The 15,921-nt window shown below is 48.1% G+C and carries 19 protein-coding genes; all 19 read left to right on the forward strand.

Features of this window, described 5'->3' with window-relative positions; all coding sequences use genetic code 11:
• The first annotated feature begins 203 nt into the window (after nt 1–203).
• The 19 genes from spoIIIAA (at nt 204) to dxs (ending at nt 15,913) form a co-directional block, all read left to right on the forward strand.
• Nucleotides 204–1,208 (forward strand): stage III sporulation protein AA, encoded by a 1,005-nt coding sequence (gene spoIIIAA / locus MH144_RS13160; RefSeq protein WP_239300420.1) that lies wholly within the window; start codon nt 204–206, stop codon nt 1,206–1,208.
• The gene (gene spoIIIAB / locus MH144_RS13165; protein ID WP_239300422.1) at nt 1,201–1,719 is read left to right on the forward strand and encodes a stage III sporulation protein SpoIIIAB; all 519 of its coding nucleotides are present in this window, start codon (nt 1,201–1,203) and stop codon (nt 1,717–1,719) included. Before spoIIIAA ends, spoIIIAB begins: the two co-directional genes overlap by 8 nt.
• A gap of 29 nt (nt 1,720–1,748) precedes the next feature.
• Nucleotides 1,749–1,952 (forward strand): stage III sporulation protein AC, encoded by a 204-nt coding sequence (gene spoIIIAC, locus MH144_RS13170; protein ID WP_017687585.1) that lies wholly within the window; start codon nt 1,749–1,751, stop codon nt 1,950–1,952.
• Between the two features lie 32 nt (nt 1,953–1,984).
• Nucleotides 1,985–2,374 carry a stage III sporulation protein AD gene (spoIIIAD, locus tag MH144_RS13175; protein ID WP_095359283.1) on the forward strand — a complete coding sequence of 130 codons (390 nt, stop codon included), beginning with the start codon at nt 1,985–1,987 and terminating at the stop codon, nt 2,372–2,374.
• Nucleotides 2,375–2,395: 21 nt separating this feature from the next.
• Nucleotides 2,396–3,592, forward strand: a complete 1,197-nt coding sequence (gene spoIIIAE, locus MH144_RS13180; RefSeq protein WP_239300424.1) for a stage III sporulation protein AE — start codon at nt 2,396–2,398, stop codon at nt 3,590–3,592.
• Nucleotides 3,593–3,622: 30 nt separating this feature from the next.
• Nucleotides 3,623–4,489, forward strand: coding sequence for a stage III sporulation protein AF (spoIIIAF, locus tag MH144_RS13185; RefSeq protein ID WP_239300426.1), 867 nt, complete (start codon nt 3,623–3,625; stop codon nt 4,487–4,489).
• A gap of 17 nt (nt 4,490–4,506) precedes the next feature.
• Nucleotides 4,507–5,145: a stage III sporulation protein AG gene (gene spoIIIAG / locus MH144_RS13190; RefSeq protein WP_239300428.1), complete on the forward strand. Its 639-nt coding sequence runs from the start codon at nt 4,507–4,509 to the stop codon at nt 5,143–5,145.
• Nucleotides 5,146–5,212: 67 nt separating this feature from the next.
• The gene (locus MH144_RS13195; RefSeq protein ID WP_239300430.1) at nt 5,213–6,043 is read left to right on the forward strand and encodes a SpoIIIAH-like family protein; all 831 of its coding nucleotides are present in this window, start codon (nt 5,213–5,215) and stop codon (nt 6,041–6,043) included.
• Between the two features lie 138 nt (nt 6,044–6,181).
• Nucleotides 6,182–6,649: an acetyl-CoA carboxylase biotin carboxyl carrier protein gene (gene accB, locus MH144_RS13200; protein WP_239300432.1), complete on the forward strand. Its 468-nt coding sequence runs from the start codon at nt 6,182–6,184 to the stop codon at nt 6,647–6,649.
• 56 nt (nt 6,650–6,705) lie between these two features.
• Nucleotides 6,706–8,049 (forward strand): acetyl-CoA carboxylase biotin carboxylase subunit, encoded by a 1,344-nt coding sequence (gene accC, locus MH144_RS13205; protein WP_239300434.1) that lies wholly within the window; start codon nt 6,706–6,708, stop codon nt 8,047–8,049.
• Nucleotides 8,050–8,277: 228 nt separating this feature from the next.
• Nucleotides 8,278–8,688: an Asp23/Gls24 family envelope stress response protein gene (locus MH144_RS13210; RefSeq protein ID WP_024630996.1), complete on the forward strand. Its 411-nt coding sequence runs from the start codon at nt 8,278–8,280 to the stop codon at nt 8,686–8,688.
• Nucleotides 8,689–8,842: 154 nt separating this feature from the next.
• Nucleotides 8,843–9,382: an alkaline shock response membrane anchor protein AmaP gene (gene amaP / locus MH144_RS13215; RefSeq protein WP_239300436.1), complete on the forward strand. Its 540-nt coding sequence runs from the start codon at nt 8,843–8,845 to the stop codon at nt 9,380–9,382.
• Between the two features lie 14 nt (nt 9,383–9,396).
• Entirely contained in the window at nt 9,397–9,630 is a 234-nt protein-coding gene (locus tag MH144_RS13220) for a DUF2273 domain-containing protein (protein ID WP_095290432.1), read from the forward strand.
• Between the two features lie 218 nt (nt 9,631–9,848).
• A complete protein-coding gene (gene nusB / locus MH144_RS13225) occupies nt 9,849–10,301 on the forward strand; it encodes a transcription antitermination factor NusB (RefSeq protein ID WP_239300438.1) in 453 nt (150 codons plus the stop codon).
• A 43-nt stretch (nt 10,302–10,344) separates the two neighbouring features.
• Nucleotides 10,345–11,202: a bifunctional methylenetetrahydrofolate dehydrogenase/methenyltetrahydrofolate cyclohydrolase FolD gene (gene folD / locus MH144_RS13230; RefSeq protein WP_239300440.1), complete on the forward strand. Its 858-nt coding sequence runs from the start codon at nt 10,345–10,347 to the stop codon at nt 11,200–11,202.
• A gap of 8 nt (nt 11,203–11,210) precedes the next feature.
• Entirely contained in the window at nt 11,211–12,575 is a 1,365-nt protein-coding gene (gene xseA / locus MH144_RS13235) for an exodeoxyribonuclease VII large subunit (RefSeq protein WP_343226054.1), read from the forward strand.
• Nucleotides 12,565–12,822 (forward strand): exodeoxyribonuclease VII small subunit, encoded by a 258-nt coding sequence (gene xseB / locus MH144_RS13240; protein WP_095290439.1) that lies wholly within the window; start codon nt 12,565–12,567, stop codon nt 12,820–12,822. Before xseA ends, xseB begins: the two co-directional genes overlap by 11 nt.
• Nucleotides 12,815–13,720: a polyprenyl synthetase family protein gene (locus MH144_RS13245; protein ID WP_239300442.1), complete on the forward strand. Its 906-nt coding sequence runs from the start codon at nt 12,815–12,817 to the stop codon at nt 13,718–13,720. Before xseB ends, MH144_RS13245 begins: the two co-directional genes overlap by 8 nt.
• 285 nt (nt 13,721–14,005) lie before the next feature.
• Complete coding sequence (gene dxs / locus MH144_RS13250) at nt 14,006–15,913, forward strand: 1-deoxy-D-xylulose-5-phosphate synthase (protein ID WP_239300444.1); 1,908 nt, start codon at nt 14,006–14,008, stop codon at nt 15,911–15,913.
• Nucleotides 15,914–15,921 lie beyond the last annotated feature (8 nt).

Below are 15,921 nucleotides of genomic sequence, written 5' to 3' on the forward strand. Positions count from 1 at the left end.
CACCTGTCTGCAAGCACTATATGCATGATGATATAGACGGGTGCCTAGAAGAGGAATGGATCTATGATATTTAACTCTCAGGCCTGTTCTGAAAGAAATGCTAGATTTCAGCGTCATAAATTGAATGTACAGGCATAGACTTGAGATAGGAACAAGCACCAGATACGCGGTAAATACGATTTGAGGGTTGGAGGGGCCTATTCATGAAGGTGAACTGGAAGGATCTCTTTCCGGAACCGATTCGAACCATTCTGGGAAGGATGCCGCCCGCTATATTGGAGCAAGTGGAGGAAGTACGAATCCGCGAAGGAAGGCCGCTCGAGATTAATGCAGGGAACTCCTATCACTTCCTTACCGCACAAGGCAGCCCGACAGCGAAGCCTGAAGAAGCTTATATTCCTCTAAAAGAGGTAACACACAGGCTTCTGGATCTGATTAGCAATCATTCACTCTATACGCTGGAAGAGGAGCTGCGCAAAGGGTTCATTACCATTCCGGGAGGCCATCGTATTGGATTGGCAGGCAGAACGGTGCTAAGCGGCGGCCGAGTGGAATACTTGCGTGATATTAATGGTTTCAACGTCAGGGTAGCCCGGGAAGTACATGGGGTAGCTGATCGAATCCTGCCTCACCTGTTGGATCTGAAGAGCGGACAGGTATTCCACACCTTGATACTTTCACCACCTCAGCAAGGGAAAACGACGTTGCTGAGAGATTTGGCCAGGCAAATCAGTAGTGGAACCAAGCTAACCGGTGTCAGTGAGCTGATTCAGGGGTTAAGGCCACGTCTTAAGGTTGGCATTGTGGATGAGCGATCCGAGATCGCCGGAAGTTATAAAGGTGTACCCGGGTTTGACATAGGACCCCGAACAGATGTCATGGACGGTTGTCCCAAGGCGGAAGGCATGATGATGATGCTTCGCTCCATGTCGCCAGACGTGCTTATTGTGGACGAGATCGGCCGTCCGGAAGATGCAGAAGCTGTGATGGAGGCACTGCATTCCGGTGTTTCGGTTATTGCAACTGCCCACGGTCGGGATCTGTCTGAGCTGTCTTCCAGACCTGCATTGCGTACCTTAATCGCAGCACAGATGTTTCAACGTTATGTTCAGTTGCAGCGGACGAGCCGAGGCATGAGCTTCAAGGTGGCTGATGGCAAAATGCGAGGTCTTCAGCAGGCCGAGGCAGGGGGTGAAGCCTTTGGTTAACATGCTGGGTGCCGTGATTATTCTGCTGGCCAGTACACTCGCAGGTTTCTACCGTGCCAAACAGTATGCACTCAGGCCTAGACAGCTGCGAGAATTGATTGCTGCCCTGCAGCGATTGATGACGGAGATCAACTACGGACTGACCCCGCTTCCCGATGCGATGGGGAAAATGGGAGTTCAGACCAGAGAGCCTGTCAAAACCCTGTTTCTTCATGCAGCTAAGCAAATGGAGCCTCCTCTGGGTCACACAGCACGAGAGAGTCTACAGTCCGGAATCGAACAAGCATGGGGAAAATCAGCGATGAAAGCAGATGAGAGGGAAGTCATGCTGCAATTAAGCTACAGCCTTGGCACCAGCGACCGTCAGGATCAGACCAAACACATTTCGCTAGCCATTCAACAACTTATGCATGAGGAATCCCGGGCTCAGGCCGATCAAATGAAATACGAACGGATGAGCCGCAGTCTGGGGATGCTTGTCGGAGCGTTAATCGTCATTCTGATCTTTTGAAATTGCCGCGATAGTGAGGTGCCAAGGTCATGAATTTAGAAGTGAACGCAATTTTCCAAATTGCGGGCATCGGAATCATCATTGCGATGATTCATACGGTGCTGAAACAAATGGGAAAGGAAGATATGGCGCACTGGGTGACCGTGATCGGATTTGTCGTTGTATTGTTCATGGTTGTTCGCATGCTGGACAGCCTGCTGCAAGAGATCAAATCGATCTTTCTCTTTCAATGAAAACGGTCATGAAGCCGGGATGGTGGTGACCTGTGGAAATTATCCAAGTCGTGGGTCTAGCCCTGATTGCAACAGTTCTTATTCTCATCGTTAAGGAACAGAAGCCGATGTTTGCCTTTCTGATTGCAGCTGCGACGGGCATTGTGATTTTCATGCTGCTCATTGGCAAGATTGGTGCAGTGATTGAGGTGCTGAAGCGGCTGGCCGAAAATTCAGGCATGGAAAACATCTATCTGAAAACGGTGTTGAAAATTATTGGTATAGCATACATTGCCGAATTCGGTGCTCAGATTGTAAGAGATGCCGGGCAGGAGAGCATCGCTTCCAAAATTGAACTTGCTGGTAAGGTATTGATCCTCGTACTCGCTATTCCGATCATCAGCATTATTATTGAAACCGTCATGAAGCTGATGCCGGTCTAGAAGGAGGCGTGCATACAGCAAATGAACATGATGCAAGACAAGCAGCGATGGCGCCTAACGATCGTGCTGGTGCTGTGTTTTCTGTTTGCCATAATGGGACAGGTTGCAGCAGGCACAGGCTCACCTTCGGATGACTGGCTGCAGCAGCAGGCAGACCAGCTTCCCAAGGATCAGGTGGAGAAATATTGGGATCAGCTCATGCAGCAATATGGAGGCTTTTTTCCGGATGGGAAGACCCCTTCTTTTATGGATATGCTTGTCCCGGGCAATGAGGGGTTCAGCCTGAAATCAGTGTTTGTGGCCATTGGCAGCTTCATGCTGCATGAGATTTTATATAACGGCAAACTGCTCGTCACCATCGTGATGCTGAGTGTGCTGAGCATGATTTTAGAAACACTGCAGACCGCATTTGAAAAAAACAACATTAGTAAAATCGCCTACTCCATCTGTTACATGGTCATCATCGTGATTGCGATTAATAGCTTCAGCGTAGCCATTGGGTATGCCAAGGAAGCCATTGAAGGCATGGTCAACTTTATGATGGCGATGGTGCCCTTGCTGTTCACGCTCCTGGCTTCCATGGGAAACATCATTACCGTTTCTGTTACGCATCCGCTGATCATTTTTATGATACATCTGGTCAGTACTCTGATTCACATCGTGGTATTTCCGCTATTATTTTTCTCGGCTGTACTGCACCTTGTCAGTTCGATATCAGATAAGTATAAGCTGACTCAACTGGCAGATCTGCTGCGCAACATAAGCATCGCATTACTCGGCATACTGCTGACGATGTTTCTCGGGGTTATCTCAGTACAGGGGGCTTCAAGCTCCGTTGCAGATGGCGTAAGTCTCAAAGCAGCCAAGTATATCGCAGGCAATTTTGTCCCGATTGTGGGAAGAACATTTGCAGATGCAACAGATACGGTTATCACGGCTTCCATGTTGGTCAAAAATGCCATTGGCCTAACGGGTGTTATCATCATCCTGTTTTTATGCGCGTTCCCTGCGCTGAAGATATTGACACTTGCCCTTATCTACAACATAACGGGAGCTATCATGCAGCCGCTAGGAGATACGCCGATCGTTGGTTGCTTGCAAGCTATAGGGAAATCGATGATTTATGTATTCGCAGCTCTGGCGGCCGTGGGACTGATGTTTTTTCTGGCGATTACGATTCTGCTTACTGCGGGCAACCTGACAATCATGATGAGATGAGCAGGTGATCTCGGGAAAGGAGCTGGAAGGATGGGGTGGCTGAGCACTTGGCTCCGGGAATTGATCATGATCGTACTGCTGGCAACATTCGTGGATATGCTGTTACCCAACCGCTCGATGGAGCGTTACGTCAAGCTTGTGCTGAGCCTCCTTATCCTTCTTACGCTCCTGTCACCCATAACCAAGCTGCTGCGGAGTGATCCGGTTGGTGAATTGAAGCGGGCCATGACAGCCATGGAATCGCCATCGGATGGGAATGTCACATTGGAACAGATCCTGGCTCAAGGCAGACAGCTGCAATCGAATGAGCAGGAACAATCCTTGCAGTGGACGGCACGGGAACTTGCGAATGTGATGAAAGGGCAGATCGAGGAAGCGACGGGAGAGCGGGTTCAATCCGTTGAAGTCCAGTTGATCATGTCCAATCTTCAACCTGGCACAAATGCTTCTTCCGCGGGGGATCTGCCCGTGATTGAAAATGTGGTGGTGCAAATGTCACCTTCTGGTAGCGGGAAGCGAAATGATGCTGAACAGCAAGGTGGAGCGGTAAACTCCAGCCCGGTATTTGGATCTGAACAAGCTAGGGATTCTTCTGAAGCTGCTCCGTCTCCGAAGCCAATCGAGATTGGCCAGGTGCAGGTGCCTGAAGTACAGATTGAGGTGGGAAAAGATCATGTTAATCAACGTACAGCCAACGAAGGTTCTCCGGGTCAAGATGAAGCGAATGGGACCGAATCCGAACCTGTGAACGGAGCTTCTGGAGGCAGTGATCAAGAAGAGCAAGGGATGTCCCGCTCCGAGCGAGCTGTTCAAATTATTACACTGCTCACCGAAAAGTGGGATATTGATGCCACCAACGTACAGGTGAAGGAACAGAAAAGCGCTCAGGCGTTGTAGAAAAAGGAGGGTATCCGATGAAGCAATGGCTTAAAAAGATTGAAGGCCTGCTGGGTGGAGGGGAAGGCGGAGCAAGACGAAGCCAGACGTTCCGCTGGCTGATCATTCTGGGCCTGATCGGAGTAGGAATTATGCTGTTTAACTCCTTCGTCAATGTGAAAAAGATTGATTCCGAAAACATCGGAAGAGAACCCCCGGATCCGGTAGCATCGATGGCTTCTTTACCAACTGATTCGGCAGATCAAAATCCGTTTCAGGCCATAGAATTCGCATTTGAAGACAAGATCAAGGGTGTACTTGAAAACATCGTTGGTGTAGGAACTGTGGATGTCATGGTCACGGTCGACTCAACCGAGGAATTGGTCGTACAACGCAACGTAAAAGATTCGCAGCAGCTAACCGAGGAGACGGATGCAAACGGAGGCAAGAGACACATGACCCAATATACCCGCGATGGCGAGATCATTACTTATGAAATTTCAGGGGATCAGACACCGATTGTTACGAAAAAGCTCAAACCACAGATCAGGGGGGTGCTCGTCGTTGCCAAAGGTGCCGAGAACAAGGTTGTGAAGGATTTGATAACCGATGCCGTGGAAAAAGGACTGAATGTCGCTGCGTACCGTATATCGGTCGTGCCCCGTAAGCAGGACTAGTCAAGTGTAATTCAATTGAATGCCCCAGTTATTATGCGAATCAAGCTAATTTGAGGAGGAAGTTCTAATGAATAACAAACGCCAAACGGTATGGCTCGTTTCTATGCTGAGTCTGATGGTCATTTTGTCCGCCTATTATCTGTTCACAGAAGATTCTGGTCCAGTTAATGCCCCAGTGGCGGAGAGCCAGCAAGTGGATGGTATCAATCAGGGGGAAGTCAAAGAGACAGCCGGTATCCTTGATCCTACAGAAGGTTTGGTTATCAACGAAGTTGTGAACGAAGGCGAAGTAACAGGTTCTGATCCTGCAGGTCAGCCCGCTTCCGAGGGAACGGAAAATCCTGCGGCGGCTGAAGGACAGCAGGCTGCTGAAACGGAACAAGCTCCAGCAACAGAGCCAGGTGAGAACAAGGATGCAACGAATGAAGAAACAGATAAAGGAACGGCCACAACACCTGATGCCAGTAGTCAAACAGAGGGAGATGCAACCAAAACGGATGAGGAAGTACTGAAGGAGATGGAGGAACAAAATACGGCAGCATCCGCAAGCAGCCAGTTCCAAAATTATCAATGGCAGCGCGAAGAGAGCAACAATCGCAAGTATGAGGAACTGATGACCATTGCCGGCGATCTCAGTAAAACGCCAGAGGAAAATGCTAAAGCGACTGAAGAGCTCCGTACACTGGAGGAAAAAGAAGCCAAAATTAACGGCATTGAAGAAACGCTGTCCCAACAGTTCGCCAATGCGATCGTACAAGAAGATGCTGACAAGTATAAAGTAGTGGTGCTTAGTGATAAACTGGATGTTAAGCAGGCTGTTTCTATCGTGGACTTGGTGATGAAAGAGCTCGCCGTTACGCAAAACAGAATTAGCGTGCAATACGTGACAGAACAGTAATCTGATCCATGGAGAAGTGCCCCGGGAGCTTGTTAAAGTCTCGGGCTCTTTCCATTTTTAACGATTATGATATAATACATAAAGCCATATGACCGTCCTAGTGAGACTGGCATGATGCCGAAGGAGTGAATAATGGAAATGTTTAAATTGAGTGAGATCAAAGAACTGATCAAACTGGTGGATGAAAGTTCCGTTCAGGAGTTGGAAATTGAAAATGAAGGATCACGTCTGTCGATCCGCAAACCAGGTAAAACCGAAATCGTTCAGGCAGCTGCGGTTCAACCGCAAGTCATTGCTGCTCCGCAGGTACAACAACCTGCTGCAGTCGTAACAGAAGCTGCTCCGCAAGTGGATACTACAAGCCATTTACATAAAATTGTATCTCCGATGGTGGGTACTTTTTACAGAGCTTCCTCACCGGAAGCGGGTCCTTTTGTAAGCGTTGGTGATAAGGTTGTTGATAAAACAACGGTATGTATCATTGAAGCGATGAAGCTGATGAACGAGCTTGATGCCGACATCAAGGGAGAAATCGTTGAAGTGCTGGTTGAGAACGGACAGCTGGTCGAGTATGGACAGCCCCTGTTCCTGGTTAAACCGGAATAACGGTAAATCGCCGGAGAGCGGCAACCGCATGAGCTTCGAAGGAGGACAATAACGAAATGAAATTTCAAAAAATACTGATTGCAAACCGTGGCGAGATCGCGGTACGCATTATTCGTGCCTGTCGTGAGCTCGGTATTTCGACAGTGGCGGTTTATTCGGAAGCGGACAAGGACTCGCTGCATGTACGTCTTGCAGACGAAGCCTATTGTATTGGACCTACGTTGTCCAAAGACAGCTATCTGAATTTCACCAACCTGATGAGTGTGGCGACATTGACGGAATGTGACGCAATACACCCTGGTTATGGATTCCTTGCGGAGAATGCCGATTTTGCGGAAATTTGTGATTCCTGCAACATCACCTTTATCGGTCCTTCCCCTGAAGCGATAACCAAGATGGGGGACAAAGCTGTCGCCAAGCAAACGATGAAAGACGCGGGCGTTCCTGTTATTCCGGGATCCGATGGTCTCGTCGAGAGCATGGAAGAAGCGATTATGCTTGGCCGGGATATCGGCTACCCTGTCATTATCAAAGCTACTGCAGGTGGCGGAGGTAAGGGTATTCGTATCGCCGAAGATGAAGAAGCCCTTATCAAACAGATTACGGCTGCTCAGCAGGAAGCGCAAAAAGCTTTTGGCAACGGCGGGGTCTATCTGGAGAAATTCCTGACAGGCATGAAACACGTCGAGATTCAGATCATTGCCGACAAGCATGGGAATGCAGTACACCTTGGTGAACGTGATTGTTCTGTTCAACGCCGTCGTCAGAAACTGGTGGAAGAAGCACCTTGCCCAGTACTGAATGAGGAAGTCCGTACGCTGATGGGCGATGCTGCAGTCCGTGCAGCACTGGCTGTGAATTACTCCGGAGCAGGGACACTTGAGTTTTTGCTCAGCCCTAACGGTGAATTCTATTTCATGGAAATGAATACGCGTATTCAAGTGGAACATCCTGTTACCGAAATGGTGACTGGCGTGGATCTGATTCGTGAAATGATTTCGGTTGCTGAGGGCAACCCGCTGTCATTCCGTCAGGAAGACGTTGTTATCAACGGATGGTCAATCGAATGCCGTATCAATGCTGAAGATCCGGATCGCAATTTTATGCCTTCACCAGGTAAAATTGGTTTTTATCTTGCACCAGGTGGTCCAGGTGTCCGCGTTGATAGCGCAGCTTATCCAGGCTACACGATCTCTCCGTTTTACGACTCCATGATCGCTAAATTGATTGTATGGGGTGCGAACAGGGAAGAGGCGATTGCCAAGATGAAGCGTGCGCTCGCTGAGTTTGCCATTGAGGGTATTTCAACGACGATTCCTTTCCATCAGAAATTGCTGGAACATCCAACGTTTATCCGGGGCGATTTTGATATTAAATTCCTCGAGGAAAACGAGATTTAACAGGCATATTGGGCTTGTTTGTCATAATCTAGCCCAAATGATATAGTATGTAATAATAAGAGCGCATGTCTCCTGCAAGGGATAAGCCCACAGTGTTTGTGGTGAAGTTTGTTTGCAGGAGTTCCGGAATAGCCCGGACCGGCAGGGTGTCCAAAGCCATCAAGCCTGTAGGACAGCGCCCTGACGGATGGCCGCAAACTTATTACGCGAAAGGTGTGTTGAACAGTTATGAGTACACTGCCGACAGAATTTGAACGAACGGATATCGGTGAAATCCAGATCGCACCTGAAGTTATTGAAGTGATCGCTGGGCTTGCTACGGTAGAAGTTAAAGGAGTAGCTGGCATGAGCGGCGGTTTCGCTGGTGGATTTGCTGAATTGCTTGGTCGCAAAAACCTCTCCAAAGGCGTTAAAGTGGAAGTGGGCCAACGCGAGGCTGCAGTGGATGTATCGGTTATCATCGAGTATGGTTATCGTCTTCCCCAAGTAGCTACTGAAATTCAACAAAATGTTAAACGCTCCATTGAGAATATGACTGGATTGAATGTGAACGAAGTGAATGTGCATATTCATGACGTTCAGTTCAAAAGCACTGAAAAGGTTGAAGAGATTGACCTGAACAGTCAGCGTGTAAAATAAAAGAAGACAGATTCCCCCGGCATGACTGCCGGGGGTTATCCCGTCTTGGACATGTCTTCATCTTTCATTGGGACATATGGATGAAAGTGTTGACCTTATTATGCATATGTACAGGTTACAGCAACGTTAGTGAGCAAGGGAGGCTGTGCAGTTCGTGGCGAAAATACTGGATCGGCTTCTGTTGTTTATATACAGCATAAGCGTTGGAGCAATATCGGCAGTTGTCATTCTACTGATTAGTGGAGTACTGCCATACGAATTGAATTACCAGCAGGAACAGAACGTCATTGTTGCAGCCGTTGTTGCAGCTGCGATCTTGTTTATCCTGAGTTTGCGCTTTTTTTACATCTCGGTACGGCGTGGGCGGGCTTCGTTGCCATCTGTAGATCAGCGTACGGAATACGGTGATGTGCAGATCTCAATGGAGACCATTGAAAATCTCTGCCTGAAAGCGACTTCCCGCTTCCGGGGTGTACGCGATGTCAAGGCACGTATTCGTGTGGTTGAGTCGGGATTGGAGATCATGATCCGTGCAGTGGTAGATGGCGAAACGCCAATTCCAACGCTGACTTCGGATTTGCAAAAGGCCATACATGATCATGTACACGAGATTACGGGTATCCCTGTTTCGAATGTTACCGTGTATGTTGCCAATGTTACCCAGTCGCCTAACTACAAGAGTCGAGTGGAATGAGGTGAGTTTCACTGATGCTGTGGAGAGAGATTTGGGATAGTCACAGAGGCCGGATAACCGGAATTGTGGGCGGCATCTTTTTTGGATTTCTTTATTTGTTTACCGGGTTTTGGGATATGTTGTTCTTTGCACTTTTGGTGTTCATCGGTTATACATTAGGCAGACGAAGCGATTCTAAGCTGGGCTTGTTCATTCCTTGGAGGGAATGGGGACAATGGCTTGGAGAGCGTTGGCGTCCGTTTAAGTGAGCCACCTGAACCCTGCAATATGTTTCTTCCGAAAAGAGCTTAGTTTAATATGCCCGTTTTTTGGAGGAAACGTACTGCAGGTTTTTTTGTGAAAAGGGATAACAATAACCATATCGTAAAGGCCACTTCAACTCGCATCACAAACATGATGTGTGGATGGTTCTTTTATTTTAAAATAAGCATGATGACGCTCTGATGAGCGCTGCAGGAGGCAGGACATGAAAAGACGTTTGGCAAGGGAAATTGCAGTACAAAGTCTGTATCAGATGGAAATGAATGAAGTGGGCGCAGCTGAAGCTGTAAATATGTTGATTAACGAAGCTGCAGAGGAAAATGAAACAGAAGTCGTTATTCATGATGCAGATGTAATGCGCAGTTATGTAACTGAGATTGTTCAAGGAGCATGGAATCACAAGGAAGCCATCGATGGACTGCTGGTGGATTATCTCAAGGGCTGGCAAATTAGCCGTCTGTCTCGGGTAGACCGTCAGATCTTGCGGCTGGCTGCTTATGAAATGGTATTTCGGGATGATGTTCCAGCCAAAGTATCGGTCAACGAAGCGATTGAACTGTCCAAGCATTTTGGCACAGAAGAATCCGGGAAGTTCGTTAACGGTGTACTTGGACGCATGATCCAGGAAGTTGACACGATCAAAGCGAAAATGTCCTAAATAGCGGTTACTTATTAAATGTTCACATAAGGGAGAGAGTACAATGACAGCATCTATTATTAACGGTAAAGAAGTGTCCCAGGAGATCCGCGCAGGCATAACTGAAGAAGTAAAGCAGCTTAGCGAACAGGGGGTTGTGCCTGGTCTGGCTGTTGTGCTCGTCGGGGAAGATCCGGCATCCCAAGTATATGTGCGAAATAAGGAAAAAGCTTGTCACGACCTCGGTTTTTATTCCGAAGTACATCGTCTGGATGCAGGTACGTCCCAAGAGGACTTGCTGGCTCTGGTGGACAAGCTGAACAATCAGAGCTCGATCAACGGAATTCTCGTTCAGCTCCCATTACCGAAGCATATTGAGGAGAAGGCTGTTATTGATGCAATAGCGGTCGAGAAAGATGTGGATGGTTTCCATCCGGTCAATGTGGGTAACCTGGTGATCGGCGATGGCAGTTTGCTGCCATGTACACCTGCTGGAGTGATTGAACTGATCAAGCGGACGGGCTTGGAAATGTCGGGTAAGCATGCTGTTGTTATCGGACGCAGCAATATTGTGGGCAAACCGGTATCCTTGCTGCTTCAACGTGAGAATGCAACCGTAACAATGTGTCATTCACGTACGGCAAACATGAAAGAAATTACACGTCAAGCAGACATATTGGTTGTAGCAATTGGTCGTGCAAACTTCGTGGATGCCGATTATGTGAAACCGGGTGCTGTAGTCATCGATGTGGGCATGAACCGTTTGGACAATGGTAAATTGGCTGGTGACGTGGATTTTGAAAGTGTGAAGGAAGTTTCCGGTCCTATTACCCCAGTTCCGGGTGGCGTTGGACCAATGACAATCACCATGCTGATGCAAAATACACTGATCGCTGCTAAACGCGCTCACGGATTGGCTTAGGTACAACTGTGGCAGAGCGGCAGATCTACTCCATCAAAGACCTGAATCGGTATATCCGGATGAAATTGGAATCCGATCAGGTCCTGTCGGACGTCTGGCTGCGTGGGGAGATTTCCAACTTTACACATCACTCCAGCGGCCATATGTATTTTACATTGAAGGATAAGGACAGCCGGATCAAGGCTATTATGTTTGCGTCCCATAATCAGCGATTGCCTTTTGTGCCAAAGGAGGGTGCAAGGGTTATTGCTCGTGGTAATGTATCGGTTTATGAGCGGGACGGTCAATACCAATTCTACGCTACCCAGATGCAGCCTGACGGTATTGGAAGCCTCTATTTGGCCTATGAGCAATTGAAAAAGAAGCTGGAGGATGAGGGGCTCTTCTCTTCGTCCAGGAAACGTGCTATTCCGCGGTATCCTAAAACGATAGGTGTTGTTACGTCTCCTACGGGAGCTGCGGTACGGGATATCATGATTACATTGCAGCGTAGATACCCTACTGCGAAAGTGCTTCTGTACCCTGTTTTGGTTCAGGGGAAAGGCGCTGCACCTTCAATCGTAAAAGCCATACGCAACCTGAATCTTCTTGGTGAAGCGGACGTCCTGATTGTAGGCCGAGGCGGGGGATCACTGGAGGAACTGTGGGCATTTAATGAAGAGATGGTCGCAAGAGCCATTGTTGATTCAGACATCCCTGTGATCTCTGCGGTCGGACACGAAACCGATTTTACCATCGCAGACTTTGCTGCAGACCTGCGGGCTGCAACGCCAACAGCAGCTGCTGAACTGGCTGTGCCAAATCGTGCAGAGCTGCTTGACCAGATTGCGCTAAGACAGCGTCAGCTCCAACATAGTCTACGTCAACGGGCTGTACATAACCGTGAACGACTTGCAAGGTTACAGCGTTCGCCGGTGCTCGTTCACCCAAGACGGACATTAATGCAGCACGCAGAGCGTTTGGACATGCTGCATCAGCGGCTTTTGAGGACTGTGGACACAAGAATGAAATGGACCGCGGAGAAACAGGAGCGTCTTCGCGCTGCTCTGCAGCGGTTTAATCCACGCGAACAGGTGAATACGGCTCAACGAGAAAATGCTGCAGCGAGGCGTCAGCTTGAACTTGCGATGAGGTCTATCGTCAGATCGAAGCAGCAGCAATGGAAATCTTCCGTGCGCCATCTCGATGCTCTAAGCCCGCTAAAAGTCATGTCTCGCGGATATAGTCTGGTGTATGACGAGCAGGAGCAAAGACTGATCAAGTCGTTGAAGGAAGTGCAGCCTGGAGATTCAATTAAGATTAAATTAACAGACGGACAGCTGGACTGTCAGGTTTGGGGAATGAAGGAGGATGACAACATCCATGGCGAATGAACCGGAACTGAATTTTGAAGAAGCAATGGCGGCACTTGAAGATATCGTAGCTCAGCTGGAACATGGGGATGTTCCATTAGAACAGGCCATTGATCTGTTTCAGCGAGGAATGAAACTCTCACAGTTATGCGGAATCAAGCTGGAACAAGTGGAACGCAAGATTGAAATGATCGTAGAAGAAGATGGGGAACTTCGGAAGAAGCCGTTCGGAGCTTCGGAAGTTGAGAGCGGTGAAGGCAATGAGTAGTCGTCTTTCCTTTGAACAATATCTCCAACAGACAACAGATCAGGTTACGGAAGCATTAAAAGAGATTCTCCCAGTTCACTGGGATGTGCCTCAGTCCCTGCGTGATGCGATGCAGTATTCACTTATGGCTGGAGGCAAGCGCCTCCGTCCTCTTCTGGTCGTCGCTGCGGCGGAAGCCCTCGGAGCACAGCGTGCAGCTGCGCTTCCGGTAGCCTGCGCCGTGGAAATGGTACACACCTATTCTCTTATCCACGATGACCTGCCTGCAATGGATAACGATGACTATCGTCGGGGAAAATTAACGAATCACAAGGTTTATGGTGAAGCGACAGCTATTCTTGCAGGGGATGCTTTGTTGACTCATGCTTTCTACAGTGTGGTGCAAGCAGGTCGCAAAAACGGTGTGCCTGCCGAAGCTTTGATTTCTATTGTGGAGGACCTTTCCGAACTGGCTGGTGCCCGTGGCATGGTTGGTGGGCAGGTGGCCGATATGGAAGGTGAGCAGGGGATGACGGATCTGGAACAACTGCAATATATTCATTTGCACAAAACCGGTGACTTGATCGTGTTCTCATTGCTGGCTGGTGCCCGCATTGGTGGTGCAACAGAAGGACAGCTTGACGCACTGCGTGTATTCGGACGTGATCTTGGTCTTGCTTTTCAGATTCAGGACGATATCCTTGACCTGACTGGGGATGAGCAGAGAATGGGCAAAAAAACCCAAAGTGATGTAAATCAGCAAAAGGTGACTTATCCATTTTTCATAGGTATGGAAGCGTCTCAGGAACAGGTGAAGTCCTTGACTCAATCAGCAAAAGAGGCCCTTGGGAGAGCTGAGTTGTCAGATTCATCGCGGTTGATGGAGATTGCTGATTATTTAATGGGCAGAGATCATTAGTGTAAAATGTAAATGAAACTCTTATGGGGCTGTTTCGTAAGATTCAGATCGGTGTAATAATGTTAATGTGCTTTTTGCACGATGATTGCGTGTGACATAACGGATACATAATGATGGGCCAATCCATTTATCTTGCTGGCGAAAAAGCTCGCAATCTGGAGTATGAAGCCGTAAATTATGATTCCTGTTCTTTTATGTTATAATGATTTAATGATATTTAATAAGATTTAGTTTAAAAAGCGTTATCCAATTAATCAAACAATCTAGGAAAGCGGGGAGATTCTCGTGCTGCTTCCACAAATTAAACAACCCAGTGATCTAAAATCGATGTCTCCGGATGATCTTGTTCTATTATCCGCAGAGATTCGGCAATTTCTGATTGAGAAATTGTCCGTAACGGGGGGGCATCTGGCACCGAATTTAGGCGTGGTTGAGCTCACGGTAGCCCTGCACTACTGTTATAACAGTCCGGTAGACAAAATGATTTACGATGTAGGGCATCAAGCGTATGTGCATAAAATTCTTACTGGACGCATGGACCGTTTTGATACGTTGCGTCAGCACAATGGATTGTGCGGTTTCGTCAAGCGTAATGAGAGCGAGCATGATGTATGGGAGGCTGGACACAGCAGTACATCCTTATCTGCTGCCATGGGTATGGCACTTGCACGTGATCTGAAGGGTGAAGATAATCAGGTTATCGCCATGATTGGTGATGGGGCCCTTACAGGTGGTATGGCCTTCGAGGCACTCAATCACATTGGTCATGAGCAGAAAAAACTGATGGTCATTCTCAATGATAATGAAATGTCCATTGCACCCAATGTTGGGGCGATGCATAAATATCTAAGCAAAATCCGTTCCGATCGCCATTATCTAAAAGCCAAGGATGATGTGGAAGGAATGCTCAAAAAGATTCCTGCCATTGGAGACCGTTTGGCCAAATCGGCGAGCTGGATTAAGGATAGCGTCAAATATATGATGGTTCCGGGCGTCTTGTTTGAAGAACTCGGCTTCACTTATTTGGGTCCCATCGACGGACATGATATTCCCAAATTAATTGAAACGTTCAAACAAGCGGATAACGTGGAAGGACCAGTTCTCGTTCATGTGCTCACAACCAAGGGCAAAGGATACCAGCCAGCTGAGGCGGACTCACACAAATGGCATGGTATCTCCCCGTACAAAATAGAATCTGGTCAGGTGCTCAAGGCAGTAGGTAAACCAATGTATACCGAAATATTTGGGCAGACACTGGTTGAACTCGCGAAGGAAGATCAGCGTATTGTTGCCGTAACGCCTGCTATGCCGACAGGATCGGGGCTTATTCCATTTAGCAAGGAATTCCCGAACCGTATGATTGATGTAGGGATTGCTGAGCAGCATGCGGCAACCATGTGTGCGGCACTGGCCATGGAAGGCCTGAAGCCTGTCTTTGCCGTATATTCGACGTTTATGCAGCGTGCCTATGATCAGATCGTGCATGATATCTGCCGTCATAATGCCAATGTGATTTTTGCCATCGACCGTGCCGGATTTGTTGGACCTGATGGTGAGACACATCAAGGTGTGTATGATGTGGCGTTTATGAGACATATCCCTAACATCGTACTTATGATGCCGAAGGATGAGAATGAGCTGCGTCACATGATGAAAACGGCACTTGATTATAATGAAGGACCTATTGCTTACCGGTACCCTCGAAACAATGTGGTAGGCGTTTCAATGGATGAACAGCTCGTACCGATTCCAATCGGTACTTGGGAACAGCTGCGACCATCTGAAGGCTATGCCATCATCGCTTCGGGTTCCATGGTTCAAGTGGCTGAAGAAGCAGCTGAAACCGTGAAAAAAGAAGGCATTACAGCTGGAGTGATCAATGCACGTTTCCTCAAGCCGCTGGATGAACAAATGCTCCGTGATCTCGCGATTCGTGGTACTAAACTGATTGTGCTTGAAGAAGCTTCTCAAGCAGGCAGTATGGGTAGCGCTGTGCTTGAATTTTATGCCGAACAGGGTCTGCATGATGTACATGTTGATCTTATGGGGATTCCGGATCGCTTCATTGAACATGGTAGCATTAATGAACAACGGGCTGAAGTTGGGCTTACGGTGGAAAACGTATGTGTGCACCTGCGCAGTTTGGCAGCTCAAACATCTTACGGCATGTCCAGAACCCGCTTTCCTTCTTGATAAAAGAT

This window comes from Paenibacillus sp. ACRRY (assembly GCF_022346995.1).
GTDB lineage: Bacteria > Bacillota > Bacilli > Paenibacillales > Paenibacillaceae > Paenibacillus.

Excerpts from the sequence above, each read along its gene's own strand:
- spoIIIAA (WP_239300420.1), top strand. The coding sequence starts at position 204 with ATGAAGGTGAACTGGAAGGATCTCTTTCCGGAACCGATTCGAACCATT.
- spoIIIAC (WP_017687585.1), top strand. The coding sequence starts at position 1,749 with ATGAATTTAGAAGTGAACGCAATTTTCCAAATTGCGGGCATCGGAATC.
- spoIIIAE (WP_239300424.1), top strand. The coding sequence starts at position 2,396 with ATGAACATGATGCAAGACAAGCAGCGATGGCGCCTAACGATCGTGCTG.
- spoIIIAF (WP_239300426.1), top strand. The coding sequence starts at position 3,623 with ATGGGGTGGCTGAGCACTTGGCTCCGGGAATTGATCATGATCGTACTG.
- spoIIIAG (WP_239300428.1), top strand. The coding sequence starts at position 4,507 with ATGAAGCAATGGCTTAAAAAGATTGAAGGCCTGCTGGGTGGAGGGGAA.
- MH144_RS13195 (WP_239300430.1), top strand. The coding sequence starts at position 5,213 with ATGAATAACAAACGCCAAACGGTATGGCTCGTTTCTATGCTGAGTCTG.
- accB (WP_239300432.1), top strand. The coding sequence starts at position 6,182 with ATGTTTAAATTGAGTGAGATCAAAGAACTGATCAAACTGGTGGATGAA.
- accC (WP_239300434.1), top strand. The coding sequence starts at position 6,706 with ATGAAATTTCAAAAAATACTGATTGCAAACCGTGGCGAGATCGCGGTA.
- MH144_RS13210 (WP_024630996.1), top strand. The coding sequence starts at position 8,278 with ATGAGTACACTGCCGACAGAATTTGAACGAACGGATATCGGTGAAATC.
- MH144_RS13220 (WP_095290432.1), top strand. The coding sequence starts at position 9,397 with ATGCTGTGGAGAGAGATTTGGGATAGTCACAGAGGCCGGATAACCGGA.
- nusB (WP_239300438.1), top strand. The coding sequence starts at position 9,849 with ATGAAAAGACGTTTGGCAAGGGAAATTGCAGTACAAAGTCTGTATCAG.
- folD (WP_239300440.1), top strand. The coding sequence starts at position 10,345 with ATGACAGCATCTATTATTAACGGTAAAGAAGTGTCCCAGGAGATCCGC.
- xseB (WP_095290439.1), top strand. The coding sequence starts at position 12,565 with ATGGCGAATGAACCGGAACTGAATTTTGAAGAAGCAATGGCGGCACTT.
- MH144_RS13245 (WP_239300442.1), top strand. The coding sequence starts at position 12,815 with ATGAGTAGTCGTCTTTCCTTTGAACAATATCTCCAACAGACAACAGAT.